At 28.3% G+C, this 19,875-nt stretch carries 16 protein-coding genes and 1 pseudogene; 7 read left to right on the plus strand and 10 right to left on the minus strand.

What is annotated here, in order from left to right; all coding sequences use genetic code 11:
- A pseudogene (locus tag KQI30_RS17190) lies at nucleotides 1-137 on the plus strand (IS110 family transposase); the annotation flags it as partial.
- A gap of 270 nt (nucleotides 138-407) precedes the next feature.
- Here the strand turns inward: KQI30_RS17190 and KQI30_RS12480 are convergent.
- The 6 genes from KQI30_RS12480 to KQI30_RS12505 all read right to left on the minus strand — a co-directional run bounded on the left by KQI30_RS12480 (nucleotide 408) and on the right by KQI30_RS12505 (nucleotide 10,917).
- On the minus strand, nucleotides 408-806 hold the full coding sequence (locus KQI30_RS12480) for a hypothetical protein (protein ID WP_216463675.1): 399 nt from the start codon (nucleotides 804-806) through the stop codon (nucleotides 408-410).
- Nucleotides 807-876: 70 nt separating this feature from the next.
- On the minus strand, nucleotides 877-1,374 hold the full coding sequence (locus KQI30_RS12485; protein WP_216463676.1) for a flavin reductase: 498 nt from the start codon (nucleotides 1,372-1,374) through the stop codon (nucleotides 877-879).
- Between the two features lie 385 nt (nucleotides 1,375-1,759).
- Entirely contained in the window at nucleotides 1,760-4,315 is a 2,556-nt protein-coding gene (locus KQI30_RS12490; RefSeq protein ID WP_216463677.1) for a glycoside hydrolase family 9 protein, read from the minus strand.
- A 15-nt stretch (nucleotides 4,316-4,330) separates the two neighbouring features.
- Nucleotides 4,331-6,421 (minus strand): glycoside hydrolase family 48 protein, encoded by a 2,091-nt coding sequence (locus KQI30_RS12495; RefSeq protein ID WP_216463678.1) that lies wholly within the window; start codon nucleotides 6,419-6,421, stop codon nucleotides 4,331-4,333.
- Between the two features lie 26 nt (nucleotides 6,422-6,447).
- Nucleotides 6,448-8,259, minus strand: coding sequence for a glycoside hydrolase family 44 protein (locus KQI30_RS12500; RefSeq protein WP_216463679.1), 1,812 nt, complete (start codon nucleotides 8,257-8,259; stop codon nucleotides 6,448-6,450).
- 57 nt (nucleotides 8,260-8,316) lie between these two features.
- Nucleotides 8,317-10,917 (minus strand): cohesin domain-containing protein, encoded by a 2,601-nt coding sequence (locus KQI30_RS12505; protein ID WP_216463680.1) that lies wholly within the window; start codon nucleotides 10,915-10,917, stop codon nucleotides 8,317-8,319.
- Nucleotides 10,918-11,444: 527 nt separating this feature from the next.
- On the opposite strand from KQI30_RS12505, the gene KQI30_RS12510 reads away from it, so the two are divergent.
- The 4 genes from KQI30_RS12510 (at nucleotide 11,445) to KQI30_RS12525 (ending at nucleotide 14,078) form a co-directional block, all read left to right on the plus strand.
- The gene (locus KQI30_RS12510) at nucleotides 11,445-11,984 is read left to right on the plus strand and encodes a GNAT family N-acetyltransferase (protein ID WP_216463681.1); all 540 of its coding nucleotides are present in this window, start codon (nucleotides 11,445-11,447) and stop codon (nucleotides 11,982-11,984) included.
- Between the two features lie 411 nt (nucleotides 11,985-12,395).
- Nucleotides 12,396-12,956 (plus strand): hypothetical protein, encoded by a 561-nt coding sequence (locus KQI30_RS12515; RefSeq protein WP_216463682.1) that lies wholly within the window; start codon nucleotides 12,396-12,398, stop codon nucleotides 12,954-12,956.
- Nucleotides 12,956-13,501, plus strand: a complete 546-nt coding sequence (locus KQI30_RS12520) for a hypothetical protein (RefSeq protein WP_216463683.1) — start codon at nucleotides 12,956-12,958, stop codon at nucleotides 13,499-13,501. The genes KQI30_RS12515 and KQI30_RS12520 overlap by 1 nt, the downstream gene beginning before the upstream one ends.
- Nucleotides 13,502-13,526: 25 nt before the next feature.
- Nucleotides 13,527-14,078 (plus strand): YcxB family protein, encoded by a 552-nt coding sequence (locus KQI30_RS12525; RefSeq protein WP_216463684.1) that lies wholly within the window; start codon nucleotides 13,527-13,529, stop codon nucleotides 14,076-14,078.
- 150 nt (nucleotides 14,079-14,228) lie between these two features.
- Here the strand turns inward: KQI30_RS12525 and KQI30_RS12530 are convergent, their stop codons facing one another.
- Entirely contained in the window at nucleotides 14,229-14,753 is a 525-nt protein-coding gene (locus KQI30_RS12530; RefSeq protein ID WP_216463685.1) for a hypothetical protein, read from the minus strand.
- 132 nt (nucleotides 14,754-14,885) lie between these two features.
- Nucleotides 14,886-15,914, minus strand: a complete 1,029-nt coding sequence (locus KQI30_RS12535; protein WP_216463686.1) for a threonine aldolase family protein — start codon at nucleotides 15,912-15,914, stop codon at nucleotides 14,886-14,888.
- A gap of 200 nt (nucleotides 15,915-16,114) precedes the next feature.
- On the opposite strand from KQI30_RS12535, the gene KQI30_RS12540 reads away from it, so the two are divergent.
- Both KQI30_RS12540 and KQI30_RS12545 read left to right on the plus strand, forming a co-directional pair.
- Nucleotides 16,115-17,047, plus strand: a complete 933-nt coding sequence (locus tag KQI30_RS12540) for an ABC transporter ATP-binding protein (RefSeq protein WP_216463687.1) — start codon at nucleotides 16,115-16,117, stop codon at nucleotides 17,045-17,047.
- Nucleotides 17,048-17,065: 18 nt separating this feature from the next.
- A complete protein-coding gene (locus KQI30_RS12545) occupies nucleotides 17,066-18,724 on the plus strand; it encodes an ABC transporter permease (RefSeq protein WP_216463688.1) in 1,659 nt (552 codons plus the stop codon).
- A 370-nt stretch (nucleotides 18,725-19,094) separates the two neighbouring features.
- Here KQI30_RS12545 and crcB read toward each other — a convergent pair whose 3' ends face one another.
- Both crcB and KQI30_RS17375 read right to left on the minus strand, forming a co-directional pair.
- Nucleotides 19,095-19,475 carry a fluoride efflux transporter CrcB gene (crcB, locus tag KQI30_RS12550; RefSeq protein ID WP_216463689.1) on the minus strand — a complete coding sequence of 127 codons (381 nt, stop codon included), beginning with the start codon at nucleotides 19,473-19,475 and terminating at the stop codon, nucleotides 19,095-19,097.
- A gap of 33 nt (nucleotides 19,476-19,508) precedes the next feature.
- A complete protein-coding gene (locus tag KQI30_RS17375) occupies nucleotides 19,509-19,643 on the minus strand; it encodes a hypothetical protein (protein WP_301281825.1) in 135 nt (44 codons plus the stop codon).
- Nucleotides 19,644-19,875: the final 232 nt, after the last annotated feature.

Raw genomic sequence — 19,875 nt, forward strand, 5'->3', positions numbered from 1 at the left:
ATGATGAAGCATTAATTCACAAACATAAAAGGGCACTCGCACTAACTGGACGAAAACTTGTAAGATTGATTTTTTCATTGCTACGAAATAATCAACTCTATACCTCTAACGAGGTAGTTGATAAAATAACAATTTAATAGTCACTTTTGCCGTCTGGTTCCCTATAAAATTTTGGAATCAGAATGAGCTTTATTAAAGTTACCCTTTTTTTAATAAGACAAACTAGAAAATTTCCAATTTTAAAGTTTTTTTATCTTGACATATTACCAGTCGTCTTTATGTAAATATTATCAACTATTACTATTATATTCAATAAAATTTGTTTTATCATTAAATTATTTCCACGTTGTAATACAAAATAAAGGTATAAATAACAATCAATATTGCTTATACCTTTAAAAATAATACTAGATTATAGTAACTTCTATAACATATTCTCCAAAATACTTTCCTGCAGTATTTTTACCAAAATCTATACCTAAACAAATAAATTCTTCATTCTCAGATTCCTTTATTTTAGCTACAGCATTTATTTTATTATTTATGCTACTCTCTAAATTAAATACTACATTAAACATAGTCTCATCCTCTAAGATAACTTCTACTGATTCACCAACGTTATCGATGCCAGTATATAATATAGCTCGCCTAAAGACTCCAGTAACTATTATGCCATTGTTATCAACCTTATTTTCTATTACTTCTACATACTTTTTTACTTGCGCCTCTTTATCGATATCTCCGGGAGGAATAAGATTTGTTAATAATGATATGCCAATATTCTTTTTTAGTGGTAACTTTAACATCAAAACATCTCCCTCTTTATTTATAATATCAGTATATCCACTGATACTAAAAAGAGGTACATAACTTTAATTAATATTGTGTTAAAATCTCTCCAAAATAAAGAACATGCTTTGTTTCATTTTCAGGATAACAACTTGCCTTAATATCTGCATCTATATTAGATAAATCCATCTCTTGCTTAAATACTACTTTACATTCATAATATTTGTCACAACCTTCTATAATAGGAGTATCCACTATCTTACTTGGAACAAACTTTATATTAGCTTCTTTTTCTTTATCTACATCTCTACCAGATTTAGTACCGCATATTCCTAATGCTTTTTTCATTGTTCCATTATAAGGAATACTTACTGTATATGTTTTGTCTAATCCTAAAAATTCACTACTATATCTTGATTCTCTTACAAGTGCCATAAACATAGGTTTTCTCCACATAAATCCTACGCTTCCCCAAGTTATAGTCATAGTATTAGCTTTATTTTTATCTCCAACAGTAAGAAAAGCTCCCCCTTTATATAAGTTATCCATAGCATTTTCTAAGTCAAAAGTAAAAGTATCTTTCATAAATCTCACCTCATAATATTATTTTCTGTACTTAAAATTATATACTACTTAACAAAATCATTAAAGCTTTTCAATTTTAGCCAAAATATTTCGTGAAATGCTTAAATTTTGTCGTGAACGTATAAAAGTTTTTCAAAATGCTAAATATGCCTGTAACATTGCCTTATAGGATAAATTGTAGAAATCGGTAATATCAACAAGATATAATATAAACAAGGACAGGAGATACAATTATTAATAAGGAGGAGTAACCATGGCATTAGTATATTAATTTATTATCCAAAATAAATTACCAAAATAGTTATTTCATAATTTAATGTATTGTAGATAGTGCGCCAACCTATCTATAGAAAGCCCTAGAGAATATTCTCTAGGGCTTTTTACTTTAATTTTCAATAGGGAATTTTGAAATCTTTCCTAAAATGAATTTATTCAACTTATCATAATCAAGAACAGTAATTGATTTATCTCCATCAACATCTGCTGCAACAAAACCATTTTCATAAGCAAAAGTCTTGCTTATACCTACAATATATTTTCTCATCAAAAGTAAATCAGTTGAATTTACTTTTCCATCACCATTAATATCTCCATACTTTACTTCAATAACAGGAGTGCTACCAGTATTGGCATTGGTATCAAGATAAGAGGTTAGCCATGCAAATGGTGCATTCCAGTTAATTGTTATTTCATTAGTAGACCATGATTCAATATTGTCCATAAAACATTTTTGTGGTGGTCTGCTTCCTGCTTTCCATCCAGAGCCTTTTACCCATGGATCTTGAAGTTCAGAGTTAGGTCCTCCAGATATACATCCACTAGGTGCTTTAGGGAAAGTACTATCTGTTTGATATGACCAGAATCTATGATGTGGGTTCTCAAGTGGATTACTTCCATAACCAGTAACATAAGATTGTACATTAGGGTTACATCCAAGTAAATAATCCATTGATTTAATAATACCGTTAATATATTTTGCTTCTTTTTTATCACTAAAGTCATAAGCATATGCCATAACAATTGCTTCATTCATTATAAATGAATTTGATCCCCATGGATATCCTTTAATATTCTTTGATAATAAACTATCATCTAAAGGAACTCCATAACCTTCGTTTTTGGCTATATTAATAAATTCATCAGCTGCCTTTTTAATATTTTCTTTTGCCTTTTCTACTTCTGTATTTGATAAATTATTTGGAACAATAGCTAATGAAAGAGTACCAAGTGCTTCTACATTCCCCCAATCAAAAGCACCACGATTTCCTGTTGAAGTTCCTGCTGTTAAAGTTGTTGGCACCTCTAGATAGTGTTTTGATGATTTAATATCACTTAAATATTTTTCTTTACCAGTTGTAATATACAATTCTGATGCTGCCCAGTAAAATTCATCTTTTACATAATTATCATTATAAGCTCCTCCACCAATACTATCTTCTTCCGGTGCATAGATTGATGGATTTTTTATAGCAGCATCATAAGCCTTTTCTGCAGCTACAAGACATTTAGATGCAAAAGCACTATCAAACTCTTTATAAATACGAGCACCTTGCGCCGCAACAGCAGCTAAATTCAAAGTTGCTGCAGTACTTGGTGGCTTAATATAACGAGTTTGTGGATCTTGATCTGGACGTATACCAAGAGCAGTCCAAAATTCATCATGACCTTTATGATGCACCATTCCAGCATATTTATATCCATCTGGAACTTGCATTTTTAACATAAAGTCTAAACTCCACTTTGCTTCATCTAAAATATCAGGTTTGCCATTACCACTTTCAGGTATATTCATAGTGTTATCTCCAAGTGGTACCTTTGTTAAATCCTCACCAGCATATTTTGCTCTTTCATATTGATTTAACAATGTCCAAGTTGACACACCGGCATTTACTACATACTTACCATGATCACCGGCATCATACCATCCCCCAGTTACATCCAACTTATAACTATCTGGATACCAAGTTCCAGGTGCAGTAGCCATAATATCGCTTGGATGACCAGCAGGTCTTGCTAAATCTGCTCTTCCACAATAAGGCATCTTTATCTCAATACCACTTCTATTATGATAGAAATACTTCATTGCATCATCTTTCATAATAGAATAGATATCCTTTGAAATCTCAAATGTCATACTTTCCTTTGGAGTTTCATCAGATTCATCTGCTACTATCTTATACTTTCCTGCCTTAGTATAATTAGAAAAATCTATTAAATGAATATTATCTCCTGAATTTTTATCATAGCCGAACACTGTAGTTTTTCCGCTATACACTGCATTTCCATTAGAATCTACTAGTTTCCAACCAACGGGGTTATTTTCACTAGAAACTAATACAGCTTCTTTCTTCAAATTAGGGAAATATCCTACTTGATTTACACGAACTCCATTAGTAGGCTCTGGTATCTCAGGCTCATATCCTTGAAATAATGGATCTTTTAGATAAATATCATCGAAAGATACAGTATAAGGAAGAGTTGACGCAAGACAATCACCTACAAGGTGAAAAGTGAATTCTGCAGTTCTATCTGTTGCTGATGTCATTGTAAATTGTTCAGTTATAGTTGTTGGTACATTAGCCCTTACATCTACAGTTTCCCAATTCTTGTGATAATTCCAATATTCAAGATATGGTTCAGCTTGTTGACCTACTTTAGGATACACCTTACAATCTGCTGTAGATGTTACAGTAAATTGTACAGTATAAGTGTGCCCTTGCTCTAATACAAGTCCTCTATGACGAAGTTGAATTGCCCATCTAGTATCTTTGCTTCTATTTTCATCCGGTGGTGTCACAATTGTAACATTATATTTTCCATTTTCTATATCAAATTCTGCATGAGCTGGATAAGTTTCCACTGTAGTCCAAGGAAGTCCTACCCCACCATCAAAAGTGCTATTTTTAATTAGGTTACCTGCTCCTACTAATTTTCCAGACATGTAAATCCCTCCTTATTATGCTCTATTAAGAACTAGTTTTCTAAGAAGCATAAGATCTGTACTATTAATTTTTCCGTCTCCATTAATGTCTGAATTTTCTTTATTTATAATAACAGATTTACCTACTAGATATTGTTGTAATAGTGCATAGTCTAAGACATTGATAGTACCATCTCCATTAATATCTCCTTTTAAAGTTTCAACATCGCCAAATTCTTCTGATAAAATTGAATATACTCCATTTGCAATAGCTATAGAAGCTTCTGCCCAGAAACGGTGATACCTAAATACAGGAGCTTTATTTCCTTTATATGCTTGTAGTACTTTATCATAATCAGGATCATCTTTATATTTTGAACGAATATCTAAGAACTTAATTCCAGACTTTATCTCATCTCCATTAGCCATCTTTCCGCTCCAACCTGATGGAACATAAACTTCTGTTTCAAAGAATTTACTATAATCTTCTCTTTCCTCTTCTACAGAATATCCTTTATCGTCTTGATATAAATTCCACATACGGTCTAATAACTCTTTACCTAAATCTTTAGCTTCTTTATCAAAATTTCCATATTTTTTAGTTGCTGCACTATAATATAGAAGTGTTTGAGCTACAGCAGCAGTTATTCCAAGGTCTTTTCCATAACTAGATACTTTAACATGAAGATTAGGATTGCCAGTATATGAGCCAGTCCAATTATCTGGATTACCTGACCACTCTAAATTATTAGGAATCTCAAAATCACCATTGTCATAAAGTTTTATAACAGATTTTACCCATTTAACCCATTTTTCTAATAAAGTCATTGCTTTCTTATCTCCAGTTTCATAAAGATATTCAGCAACACGTTCCATTGACCAACCTTGCATTCCAAACCAGTTGTTACTTGGTGGATCATGGTATACTGGTTTCCAATCATAAGCCATTCCATAGAAAGTAGGCAAATCTGAAGGATATTTTTGATAGCTACCTGCCTCTGTCATATAAGAATTAGTTGCACCTCCAGCAATAGCACCTTCACTAGATTGAAGCCATTGATAAAATTCTAATTGTCTCTCTAAACTCTTTTTCCAGTCTGATACACCGTTAGAAGACTTAGGCTTGAAAGCATCTATATTTGTTAGTATCCATGCAGTCATTGGGTTTTGATATCCAAAGTGATTATGACTACATCCTATTTTCCATGCCCAATTTGCTTCTATTCCACCACCCCATGCATAATACCATGATAATAGATAATGTTGACTTGTATTAGATGGAGAATTAGATCCTATTCCTATATTTTTAAAATACTTATCAAACATAGAATATCTTAAATAGTCACCCATTTTAGCTGATTTACTTACTTCTTCATCTACATTTTTACCATGATCCTTAGCCCAGATATCAGCCCAATAAGTGGCTTGTATAGCACGTGCATCAGCATCTGGTGCAATAGTATATCTCCATTGTTTTGAATAATTATTATCTCCAGTAAATAAATCTAAAAATCCATTTCTTCCACCATATTTAAATTCTTCTATTGATGGATGAGGAATAGTTCTCCATACTGATTCCATTGGTCCCCTTTGAAAAGTATTTATATAAACAGGAGCAGTATCATCTCCATATCCATACCAATTATCTACATCAAGTAACCAATGCATACCATACATTTCTGAAGAATTATAGGCATTCTTCAACTCATTATTAATAGGATCTTGTCCAACAGCTTCTCCAAAGTGTAATCTACTAGGATACTTATCTGGAGTTGGATATTCATTTGCTAATGTTGCAGGACTACTTGGATTGTATGCTCCAATACCATTTTGTCCTTTACCATGAGGAATTATAAAAGCTTCAGTTGATTCCCATGAATCTTTAAAACTATCAAAATTTCCTGTAAGCTTACCATACATAGCTTCAAGCCATATATAATAACTAAAAGTTTCACTAGTAGTCTCATGACCATAGTCTGGTGCTTCACACATTAAAGTTTCTATTGAATGATAAGGAACTTTTAATGACTTTCCATTAACATTAAATTTTTTGAAATATCCATTTTTATCATCGTGTATTTTTTCCCACAAATCTATAAAACGTTTTTTATATTCTTTCTCTTCCATTGAAATTTTCTCCTTTATATCTTTTCTTAAAATTCAGTTATTTTCTTTACCAAAAATTTTCTAAGCAATAATAAATCTGTACTATTAACTTTATTATCTTTATTTAAATCTGCTACTTTAAAATCTATATTATCTATTTTTCCAATAACATATTTTTGCATCTCTAAATAATCTAATACATTAATAGTTCCATCATTATTGATATCCCCAATAGTAGTATCAACTATAGAATTCTCTTTATTTAAAATCATATGACATACTGTAAGTTTAGGAATGTTATACGAAAATTTATTAGAATCAATATTGTTTACTTCAGGTAGTTCTTTAATGTCACTACTATTGTCATTAAAAGCCCATACCTTACCATTAGAATATCTTGTACTACTTTCTAAATTAACATTTACTGTTATATCAGAATCATAGTTTTTGTTTATAAGAATTATATGCAACTTAGAATCATCAGTACTATCTAATGATGCATAAACAGAAGAGTTTTCACTATCAGAAGTGTTACCTTTAACATGAATATCACCATAAGTTGATTTATTACCATCATAATTTCTATATAAATTATAGGCAGCTTCAACATAATTAGTGCCTCCACTTAAAGGCCAATAACTAGTTAAATACAAATCTTCATTAGCAAATATACCGAAACTATCCGCTTGTGCTATTCCACCAGATATATGGTCAGCACCACCAAAATTATATTCCAGTATTGCTAGTTTTGTGTTAGGATAATATTTCTTTATAGAATCTTTCATCTTTGGTAATATAGGAATAAAGTCTTTTAGATATTTGCCAATCCAGCTGTCTTCTGTATAACTGGAATCCCAAAGAGTTCTAGGAGCTTGTATCCTTGCTTTATTACATTCAATATTTGTAGAATCATCCCCAAAAGCTACTCTAGATCCACCACCAGTAGCCTCTGAATAGTAATTAAAAGCAAATACATCTAAAAGTCGTCTATTATCAGTGTCACTTGCCTTTTTCATTTCATCTAAATAATAGTCTACAAACCACTTATAATTTCCTTTTACTGTTGACCAGTCAGGAGCTTCTTGCAAGCTATTATAAGCTGTCATTCCATATAAAATAGGGCCAAAAGTTTCTGCAGATTTATCTAGATCTTTAACCATCTTTGCTGTATCTGTAGATTTCTCAATTAACTCTGCACAAGTTACCTTGTTTCGGTGTATTCTCGGATGTGTCTCTGACCATAATCCAGGCTCATTATCAAGACAATAACCTTTTATACCATTTATTGTTGACGCATCACCATATTTCTTAATTAGAAAATTTATAAATTCATCCATATAAACATAATCATCATTTAAATCTGGTGATGATGGATATTCCTTGTTACTTCTATTAAGAACTTTTACCCATCTATCTGATGGTGCTGTTTCTTCTTCTGAAACACTTCCATCTTTATCTTTTGAAACATACCCAGCCATCTGAACTGTTACAAATGAATAGGGAATATTTTTGTTGATACAATAGTCCTTAAAATTAGTTACAACTTTCCCTGGTATATTTTCATCACTTTCTGGTAAATTCATAGTTAAATAATTATCACTATAATGCATCCAATCATTTCCCGCATTTGATGCATTATTCTCCCAGTTGTATCCTGTAAATCTGTTTCCACCCAATCTACAAGCTGTAGCAACTTTAGGAATATCACCTTCATTATCTAGAAAATCATAATTCACTCCATAAATATATGGGCTTATTTTTCTTACTTCTTCTTCAGTATTTATACTTATATTAATGTTATTTAAAGCACTTCTATAGGAAGTTTTCTTTAATAAATTAAATACATTTTTTCTCTTCATAATTTCTCTCCTATAATTTGTGCACAAGTCTTGCGGCAAAGTGCACAATTTCTTTAGTTAAGCTATTTCAATTGAACCTTCTTTGAAAATAATCTCTAAAGTATTACCATCATAATCAGCAAAATTAACATCACCACTTGTAGCGATTATAGTTTTTTCACTTAAAGCATCTTCTTTTACTTTGAATGTTATATTTACTAAATCTCCATCTTCTTTAATTAGATCATTTCCATAGGCTTCAAAGTCTATAAAAGTTACATAAATTAAATTGCTACTAGTATTAACATTATATTTAAAGTTCAATTTAGGATTTGTAACTATACTACCAGCAGATACTGAAGTCACATCTAAAATATTGCCATCATATTTAATTTTAAAATCAAAATTTGCTATACCACTATCAGGTACATTTTTTAATACTAATGGTATAATTACTTCATCTCCTGCTTTTCCTTTACTAGATTCTATAGCTAAAGTAAATTTATCCTCTACTACTGGTGGAACTTCCTTTTCTAATATTGTTATTACGCCATTTTTAAAAGTTGTAGTATATACTACACTGTTAATATCAGCGAAAACTCCATTATCAGAAACCTTCACCTCTGTAGTACCACTAGTTGCATCTTCTTTTATTGACAATATAACATTCATAATAACACCATCTGAAGCTATTGCTTCTGTGCCATCTCCTGTGGAATCACAATACATAACATAAATTGTTCCTGACTCAGCATCTACATTACTAACAAAAGTTAAAGTAGGATTAACAGCAACTTCACCTGCTTCTACAGCAACATTCTCAAAAATAGCCTTATCATAACTTAAAGCAAAATTGAATGCATTTAATTTGTCTTTATCTATTCCTGATACTACAACTGGTATTATTATTTTAGAACCTTGCTTTCCAGACATAGAAGTGATTTCTACAGAAAGTTTCTTTTCCTCAATAGGTGGTATATCTTTCTCTTTAATATTAATGATGCCTAAAATAAATTCCACATCATAAACCTTCATATCAATATCTGCAAAAACACCTTTATCTTCAACTGTAATTTCTGTAGTACCAGCTTTTGCATCTTCCTTTACTGTTGCCTTTATATTCATAAATACACCATCAGTAGTTATTGCTTCTAATCCTTCCCCTGTAGAGTCGCAATACATAACATAAATTACTCCACTTTCTTTATCAACATTGTAAACAAAGGTTAAATCAGAATTTACACAAATTTCTCCTGGTTCTACTTCTACATTTTCAAAAATTTCTTTGTCATATTTTAATGCGAAATTATTAGCATTTAATCCTTTTTCAGTGATGCCACTTATTGTTACTGGAATTGTAATTGTCTCTCCTACCATTGCTTCTTTTGAATCAATAGTAACAATTAGATTATCTCCTGCTGGAATCTCCTTAGCTTTCACTAGTAAAGTTAATATTTTTGAACTTCCTGCACTAAAATTGAATCTTAACAATACAGTTCCTGCTACGAGAGTTTCTAAATAACTTTTATTTAAAGTTACTACATTACCTTTTAAAACAAAATCTTTTCCTTCAACTAATCCATCTATTCCTTTAAATACATTTCCATTAAGAGTCATAGTTATAACTATATCTTCTGGAGAATTTAAATCCACTACAGCTTCAATTGGTGATATTTCAGAATCCAAAATAACTCCTTGTCCACTTGGTTCATCACCCCATACAAGATTTCCATTTACATAGCCTGTAACCTTGCTCCATTCAATATAATTTGATGCTGTACTATTAAAAGAATAATCATTGCTTTGATCAAAATTTGACCAATCAACCTTTGCAAATCTAATTTGTGCTTCTAATATTCCACCTACTTCCAATGAAGTGACCTCATCATTAAAAGAAATCTCTAAATAGCTATCTACATTCTTTTGACTTGGAACAAAATTTACAAACTCACCACTAACGCTACTTGTTATGGATTTATATCCATTACCTTGAACATTAGCATAATCACACCAAAATTGTTGCAACTTATTATTATCACTAGTAAAATAATATCTTAATTTTAATTTTGAAAGATTTATATCTATATTACCAATATTAGTAACCCTAATTTTAGGAGTGATTGAATTAGAGGTAATTAGAGTATTAACATTAAACATCTCTACTTTAATTTTAGGATTTAAATCTTCAGGAGGGATAATTACTTCTTCTGTTGGGACTTCACCACTTACTACTACATCTTTTACTAATAGTATTACTTTATCCCAATCTACTAGTCCAGTTGCTGAACCATTAAAAGAGTAATCATTATTTTGATCATAGTTTGTCCAATCTGCTTTGGCAAAACGCCATTGAATTTCTGCTGTTCCTCCAGATGGAAGCATTGGTGCATCTGTCTTAAATCCAACTTCAAGATAATAATCTGCACCTTTTAAAACAGTATCTAATTTGCAAAAAGTTCCTACTACCTTATCAGTTATTGAAGTGTTATTATATCCAACATTCATAGATGAATAATCACACCAAAAATTTTGTTCTCTTTTGCTATCTATGGTGTAATAATATCTAATTTTAATATCTGATAAATTTACTGAATTTGAATCAGTGTTAATAATTTTAAATTTACCACTTATTACATTGCTAGATGTTGAATTATTTATATTAAACATCTGTAATTTCATATACATAATCTCCTTCTACTTTTATACCAATATTTTTCTTAAAATAGCATTTGGTGTCCGTGCCGTTTACTTTTTTCTTGGCTTATATCACTATTTTGGAGATTTATATCATCCTCAGTTCTGCTTAGAGTAACCCTTAAGAGAATATGATTTATCTCTTCTTTACTTTCTTTTGTGTATCTCCATATATTATATTTCACCATCATTAGTGTTCAACTCAACACGTACATATACCCTATTTGATGCTCTAGTTATATCTAACTTAGCAACTAAATATACTACTTTCATTTCTATTATATTTTCCTATAGGATCTTTGGTTACATAATATAGTTTCATATATTGCTAAGTTCATATTTATTTCTTGCCAATAATATTATTATGATAAAATCTATTTTATGTGAATAAATTAATATTCTATATAACGCCATACAAAAAGAGTAATTAGATCATGTACAAATATCTTTTATATAATTAATTAAAATGATATAATTTGTTTAAATTTACTTTTAATACTATAGGAGGAACAATGAAGTCATTATATACAGAACGATTATTACTAAGACCATGGAAAAAAACTGATAGCAAAGATTTATATGAATATGCTAAAAGTGATTTAGTTGGTCCCAATGCAGGATGGCCCATACATGAAAGTGAAGAAAAAAGTAAAGAGATTATAGAAATGTTTATAAAAAATGATGATACCTATGCAATAGAACTTATATCTGAAAAAAAAGTTATTGGTAGCATTGGTCTTCATGATAGAAAACCTGACAAAACTCTAAGCTCTCTAAATCAAAAAGAAATTGGTTATGTATTAAATCCAAAGTTTTGGGGACAAGGCTTTATTCCTGAAGCTGTAAAATGTCTATTAGATTACGGATTTAATAATCTTAATTTAGATTTAATATGGTGTGGACACTATGATTTCAACAATAGATCTAAAAGGGTAATCGAAAAATGTGGATTTAATTTTAGTTTTAAAAGAACGGAGAAATTAGTGCTTCTTGATAATAAAGAAGTAACAGAGCTATACTATAATATTTTTAAAGAAGATTTTATGAAATGATTATTATAAACTTTTTAATATCTCAAATTTTTATACAAATCTATACAAAGAGTATATCTTTAATATAGATTTGTATAAGAATATCACAATAATTTAATTATAGAAATTTTATTCCACTATCATAATTATCATTATATACAGTGAATCCTTCTAAAAATCCTTCCCATAATTCTAAGTTACATAATTGATCTTTATCTACCCAAAAGACTTCACCTTTACAGGTGGCTTCCAATAACTCACCTGTAAAACACTCTGTTCTATAGTTAAAACATGTGTTTTATCATTCTATTCCATCCTTACATTCAATATCATTATCGCCATTTTTCGTGTTTTGAATTATTTTTTTGACAAATATTGCACACGTATAGTAATATTATGTTATATATATAAATAATTGTTATGGAGGTATATATGATAGAAATTAAATATAAAAATACACTATCGCAATTATTAGATTGCTATTTACATCATAGAAAGTCATATAAATCATCAAAAATAGAAATGAACATTTCTAGATGGATTTTTACTTCAATTTTTATATTAGGGATTATATATTATTGTGCTTCATTATATATAGTAAATATTTATGATCAAGATATAACTATAATAATAATTCTCACAACATTAATTTCCATAGTTGCGATAGCTTCACTAATAAATCATTTTACTTTTCCTAAAAGATTTTTATCTCATCAAAAAAAAGAAATACTTAATACTATAAATCAATATTTATTAGATGAAGAAACAAAGGTTAAGCTTAATGGTGATTTACTTATTGTTATGAGAAATAATGATATAAATACAATTCCAATATTTGCTGTAAATAGAATAGAAAATATAAGTACGTGTTTGTACATAACATTTAGAGGAAATTTTTCTTTAATCATTCCATGTGAAGCTTTTAAAGATGATAATGAAAAAAATGAGTTTGTAAATATGATACTAGATGGCAAAAAAGGAGGGCTAAACTAATGATTGATATAACTTATGAAAATACACTAGAACAATGGCTAAAATGCTATTCACTTATTAGTTTTTCTTCCAAAGAATATAAAAGGAAAACTAATATTATAAGATATATCCCTGCAATATTATTCTTATTAGCATCAGGGATACAAGTTATATTACTATACATACTTGGAATATCTCTAATTGATAGAGTTATGTCTATATTTTTTACTGTATTTAGTTTTATATTTCTTATGACAGCTTGCCTCTTCTTTTATGCTTATCCAAAATTATCTCTTATTAATTTAAGAAGACTACTTATGGAGATGATATCAGAAGGAGATCTATTAGTAAATGAAACTATGAAAGTTAGCATTGATAATGAATATATTACCATTGATAATAGATATTATAAACGCACACTCAAAATATCTTCTATTTTTAAAACTGAAGTGATAGAAGATTTGCTTTTTATTAGCTTACAAGGAGGTCCCGATTTAATTATTCCTTTTTATGCAGCTAAAGATGTAGATATAGAAAAATTAAAAGAAATCTTTTCTTTTAAATAATTCTTGTGAAGAAGGTGAAATTTGTATGTTATTTGAATATAAAATCACACGAGAACAAGTTGTAGATTGTCTATTAAAGTGTGGAAGTTTTCATGATACATATGACGTGATAATATCAAAAGCAAAATGGAATAAATCTATTTCTTTAATGTGTTTATCCATAACAATGTATCTAATACTTAATAGATTCTTACTTGGTAAAATTCCAAGTCTTCTTCCTTTAGCTATTAGTGCACTTATATTCTTCTTTGCACTAATTAATTTATTTACTACAAAAAAGTCATTAAACAAAAAAAATAAGATTTTAATAGAAACTATGGTAAAGGAAGGGCATGTACCATCAGAAGAGTACGTTCAAATTAAAATCTATAGAGATTCCATAACTGTCAATAAAGATTATAGTAGCTATATTAGACTATTCTCACAAATATATGAAGTTAAGAAGACCGAGCAATGTTATTATATATTGTTCAAAGGAAATGAATATCTTATAGTTCCATATTCAGCCTTTCTTACAGAAGATGATATGAAATACTTTGAAAAGGAAGTTAATAAAAATATATTATTTAACAATTAATTTTGTATCCCCAGGGGATACAAAAAAATATCAAAAAAAAACAAAAACACAAACATACTTGTAAACATTTATAATTACAGATACGTTTGTGTTTTTAAAATTTCTATTTTTTTTTATTAAAAATAGTACGCTTTTTTACTTAACTTATTATTAGTAAAATAATTCCTTATACTCTTCTAAAAAAGGAGTTTTATATATTCTTGGATAATAGCATAAATACTTATTATAAAACTCTTCCCCAGACATCTCCTTACATATTCCCCTTGACAAAATGTAACTCGGATAATTTTGAAGAGAACTAGCCATAATTTTTATTTCTACTTCTTTATTTTCTTTAATTTTATCAATTAAATAATCATTAGCTTTTACTAAAACCTCAAGATGTTTTAAAGCATTTTCATAATCATAGGCTTTACATCTCTTTATATTTTTTATTATAGAAAAATTATTTTTATTCTTCTTATAGAACATAATATTTCTTTTTTTTATGTATTTCTTAAAAACTTTTAAGTTTTTTCTATTAATCTTATCTTTTTTTAATAACATATCATTATACACTTCTAGCAAAGGTATAAAAACTTCATTATTACCAGAATTATTATTTTTAATATCTATATATATTGATTCTAATCCACTTAATACATTCATTACCGAGATACATCTCAACTTTTTCATAAATATAATCACCCCTATATTTGTAAAATAATACTTTTTATTGATATCATATGTATACATTATACTACATTTTTTTACAAATTCCTAATTATATTTACTTTTTGGGACATTTTTCTATATAGATTTAGTATTTTACTTTACTAAATTTCTAAAATCATTTGCCAGTTCTATTACCTTCTCCTCCTTTGTAGCCCATGATGTTACAATACGAATAACAGTATTTTCTTCATCTAATCTTTCCCATAATGTAAACTTATACTTTTTTTCAAGTTCTGCTAATACGCTATTTGGTACAATAGGAAATAATTGATTTGTATCTGATTTAATCAAAACATCGAGTTTACACTCATCAATGGATTTTTTGATAATAGATGCCATCTTATTAGCATGATTAGCTAATTCAAAATATAAATTATCCTTAAAAAGTTCTAAGAATTGTATTCCTAAAACTCTCCCTTTAGCCATCAATCCCCCTCTTTGCTTTATACTAAATCTAAAATCATTTTTAAGATTCTCATTGCAAATTATTAATGCTTCACCCATTAATCCACCATTTTTCGTTGCACCAATATAGAAAGCATCAGTAAATGTTGCTAAATCTGATAAAGACATATTGTTACTTTCACTCATCAATGCTGATCCTAATCTTGCACCATCAACATATAAAATAAGATTATTCTTTTTACATGTTTCACTTAATTCCTTTAATTCTTCTTTCTTATATATAGTTCCAATTTCAGTTGGATTAGATATATAAACTAATTTCGGTTTTACCATATGTTCATCAACATGTTCATTTAAAACTTTCTCTATATCTTTAGAGTTAATTTTCCCATCAGCAGATGGAACAGAAATAACTTTATGTCCTGTTGCTTCAATAGCCCCAGTCTCATGGACAAGGATATGACCAGTATTAGCAGCAATAGCAGCCTCATAAGGTTTTAAAAAGGCTGATATTGCAATAAGATTTGTTTGAGTTCCTCCTTGAAGGAGATGAATATCTACCTCTTTATTCATAATCTTTTCTTTTAATAATTCTATTGCCTCTTTAGAATATCTATCTAAACCATATCCTTCTTCTTGTTCCATATTGCTTCTTAATAATGCGTCTAAAATTCTAGGATGAGCACCCTCACTATAATCATTCTTAAAACTATACATAAAACCCCTCCCTCTTCTATTTTAACTTAGTTAGTATATCATTTTTTTTATATTACATCCATGAAAGAACAATAGAGAATACTTTCTTAACAAAATATTAATAAATCGTACTATAAGTGAAGTATTTCTTAAGATATTCAGTCTTTTGACAACCACTTTACTTTTTTTGATACAATGTCTTCAGAAAAAGGAGTGATACTATGTCAACAGTTTTAGAACTTAAAAATGTTAGTAAATCAATTGGCAAAAAGAAAATTATTGATAACATAAGTTTTTCAATAAAATCCGGAGAAATTTTTGGATTCTTAGGACCAAATGGAGCTGGCAAAACTACTACTATAAAAATGATAACTGGTCTTATTAGCATAGGAGATGGAGATATTACTATCTGCGGAAAAAATGTAAAAAAAGATTTTGAATCTGCTATGAGTAATGTTGGTGGAATTATAGAAAACCCTGAAATGTATGGATATATGTCAGGTAGAAAAAATCTAGAAATATATGCACGAATGCATGGTAATATTTCCACTAAAAGAATAAATGAAGTTATTAAAATGGTTAAATTAGAAAATCGTATTGATGATAAAGTAAAAAAATACTCGTTAGGAATGAGACAACGTCTAGGATTAGCACAAGCTATGCTACATAACCCTAAACTTTTAATACTTGATGAACCTACTAACGGCTTAGATCCTATGGGAATTAAAGAATTACGTGATAATTTGAGACATTTAGCAGATACTGAGGGAGTATCTGTACTGGTTTCTAGCCATCTTTTAAGCGAAATGGAGCTTATGTGTGACCGTTTTGGTATTATTGATGGTGGTAAAATTATCGATATTAAAACTTTAAATGAATTAATTCATGATGATAGTTCCAATATAAATAATTATATTTTAGATGTTAATAAAATAACTGATGCTATTAAAGTAATTGAAGACACTAATAAACATATTAATATTAGAACAGAGAATATGAAGCTACATCTTTCATGCACACGAAGCGATGCTGGAAAACTAATCTCTAAACTAGTGGCAAATGATATTGTTGTTTATGAAATGTCTTTAGTTACTAAATCATTAGAAGATGAGTTCTTAAAAATTACTACAGGCTCACAAGATCAAATTATATAGATAGGAGAATAATATTATATGAAGTTTTTAGGACTAATAAAAAATGAATTAATAAAACAATGGAATAAATTAAGTATAAAAATTATTATTGGACTACTTTTAATCTCCATAATATCACTGCCACTATTATATAATTACTTTTCAACTCATGATTCCGATGATTGGTATATAGAAAACTATACAATGGATATTAATAATTACAAAAATTCCATCAATTCTTTAGACAGTGCAAGATATACCGAATTAGAAAAAACTTATTATCAATGGTGTATTGATAAACTGCAGTTTGAGCTAGATAATAAAATCTCATGGAGTGATTGGAGATATACTTTAACTGAAACAACATATGAAAAAAAATTAACTGCTACAGCATTAGAAAAACTACTAGATAAATTCACTATAAAAGACATCAGCAATTCATTTTTAAATATTGATGAAAATATTTTAACAAAATATGAGAACCTTTCTGAAGATGAAATAAAAAAGGAAATTAATATATTAAATACTCAGTTTGAAGATAGTAAGAATATTATTTTATCTAAGGATCACAAAAAATATACTGAAAATGAAGTTAACGAAGCAAAAAAATCTATTGAAGAAACTAAAAAGAATATTACTACTTTAGAAGAAGAATTGAAAAAGTCTCCAAAAGACAATTCTATTATTAAAAACTTAAACTCTGAAAAAGAAAATTTGAAATTATCTGAAGAATTATTATCCGTTTCTCAATATAGATTAGACAATAATATCTCTTATGATGATAATTGGAAAAACAAAACTTTAGAGTCATTAACAGAAAATATAACTGTAAAGTATATCCCTCTATCTAGTGAAGAAGATTTTAAAAATGATTATTCATATAAAATACAACGTGGATATACTTATGAACAATATAAAAAAGATTATAGAAAGAATAAACAAACTAATATTGATTCAATAGCAAAGAACTGGTATAGCCTAAAAAATAATATACCTAACGTAGATTTTAAACTTGATGCAAGAAAGTCAATAGATGCTACTTATGTTATCTTTATAAATATTGTTGCTATTATCACTATAATTATCGCTAGTTCTATAGTATCTTCTGAATTTTCAAAAGGTACCATTAGATTATTAATGATAAGACCTGCTTCTAGGTGGAAAATTCTTTTATCAAAACTAATTTCTCTATTTATTATATCTTTAGTTTTATTAACAGCTTCAATAACTTTAGTCACAATAGTAAGCGGATTTATTTATGGTTTTAATGGATTAGCAACACCTGTTTTATCAATTAATAATGGAATAATCAGTGAACAAAATTACTTTGTTTCAATACTACCAAAATTGGCTTTTGCTAGTATAAGTATAATTTTTGTTACTTCCTTCGCTTTTATTTTATCGACAGTATTCAAAAACACAGCTTTAGCAGTAGCACTTCCTGTAGCAGCTTTCTCAGGTTGCAGTATAGTAACAATGTTAATGGCAAATTTAAATCAATCATGGATTGCAAAAACATTTATTCCTTATATTAATCTTTCGTCTTTTATTAAGGAAGGTGGCTTTATGTCTATGTTACAAGACCAATTCAATCTTGCTTTAAACTCAACTATGGGATCTGTTCAATTGATAATACTTTCTATTGTTTTTATAGCTATTTCATTTATTGTATTTACAAAAAAAGATGTTACTAACTAAACTATATTTTACACAAAGCTACTTCACAAAGTGTAGTAGCTTTTATTATAATTAATATTTTAAAATTAATAATGGAGATATCACTAACTAAAATGATATCTCCATTACACAAACGTTTATGTTTACATTTATAATTACAAATATAATTTTACATACATTTAACTGCAATTATATTATCTTATAAAAACAAACTTATTTTTCTTTATGATCATAGAATTTATCTTCTTTACTGGCAGCTTTTAATATAGAAAAATAAAATAAATAGGCAACAAAAAGAGTAAATAAAATTATAAAAACTTTCATTTATCTTTCTCCTTTTATATATTGTACATATATATTATTAACTATTTATATATTTTTATAACTAAAATTAATATAAATTATTGCATATAAAAAGTGTAATAATTTTGCCTACATAAACTCCTATTAAACAAATTGCTACACTTACAAATATATATGAACTTGCTAGCAATATCTTATTTTTTTCTATTAATGTTACTGTTTCTAAAGAGAATGTTGAAAAGGTAGTAAATCCCCCACATAATCCTGTTTTAAAAAATAATATTATGCTATTGTCAATATTGGGATATTGTGTTGCTATACCTACTATACAACCTATCAATATAGCACCAATAAAATTTGTTACTAACGTAATAACAGGAAAATCACTTCGTATAGTTATATTACTAAGGATATACCTAAAAATAGCTCCTATACCACCACCAATTCCTACAAACAAACAATTTTTCATATGAAAAAACTCCCTTATTGATTCATTTGAAAACTAAAATTCACTTACTATAAAAGCAAGAAAAATTACTGCCATTAAGGCTGAAATACCGAAAAAGTAATTAAGATGTGTTAATTTTGCTATTTTTACTGAAAATAACTCTATATTATCTTTATTGTTGTTAAACATAATAATCCTCCTATGAATAGTTCTTCAATATTTTTTAGTATAATAATTATACCTCAAATTATACATATATTAAATATAATTTGAGGTATATATAATTTAATGTAAGGAAGCTAAGAAAAGTAGATATACTGCTATTCTTAGCTTTAAAGGAGAATAAATGCATTCTAAAGTATAACTATATGTTAATAATCATAAAGTATACTTTCTATAAAATTATATTATGAGCTTAGAA

Source organism: Clostridium bornimense (genome assembly GCF_018917145.1).
GTDB classification, from domain to species: domain Bacteria; phylum Bacillota; class Clostridia; order Clostridiales; family Clostridiaceae; genus Clostridium_AN; species Clostridium_AN bornimense_A.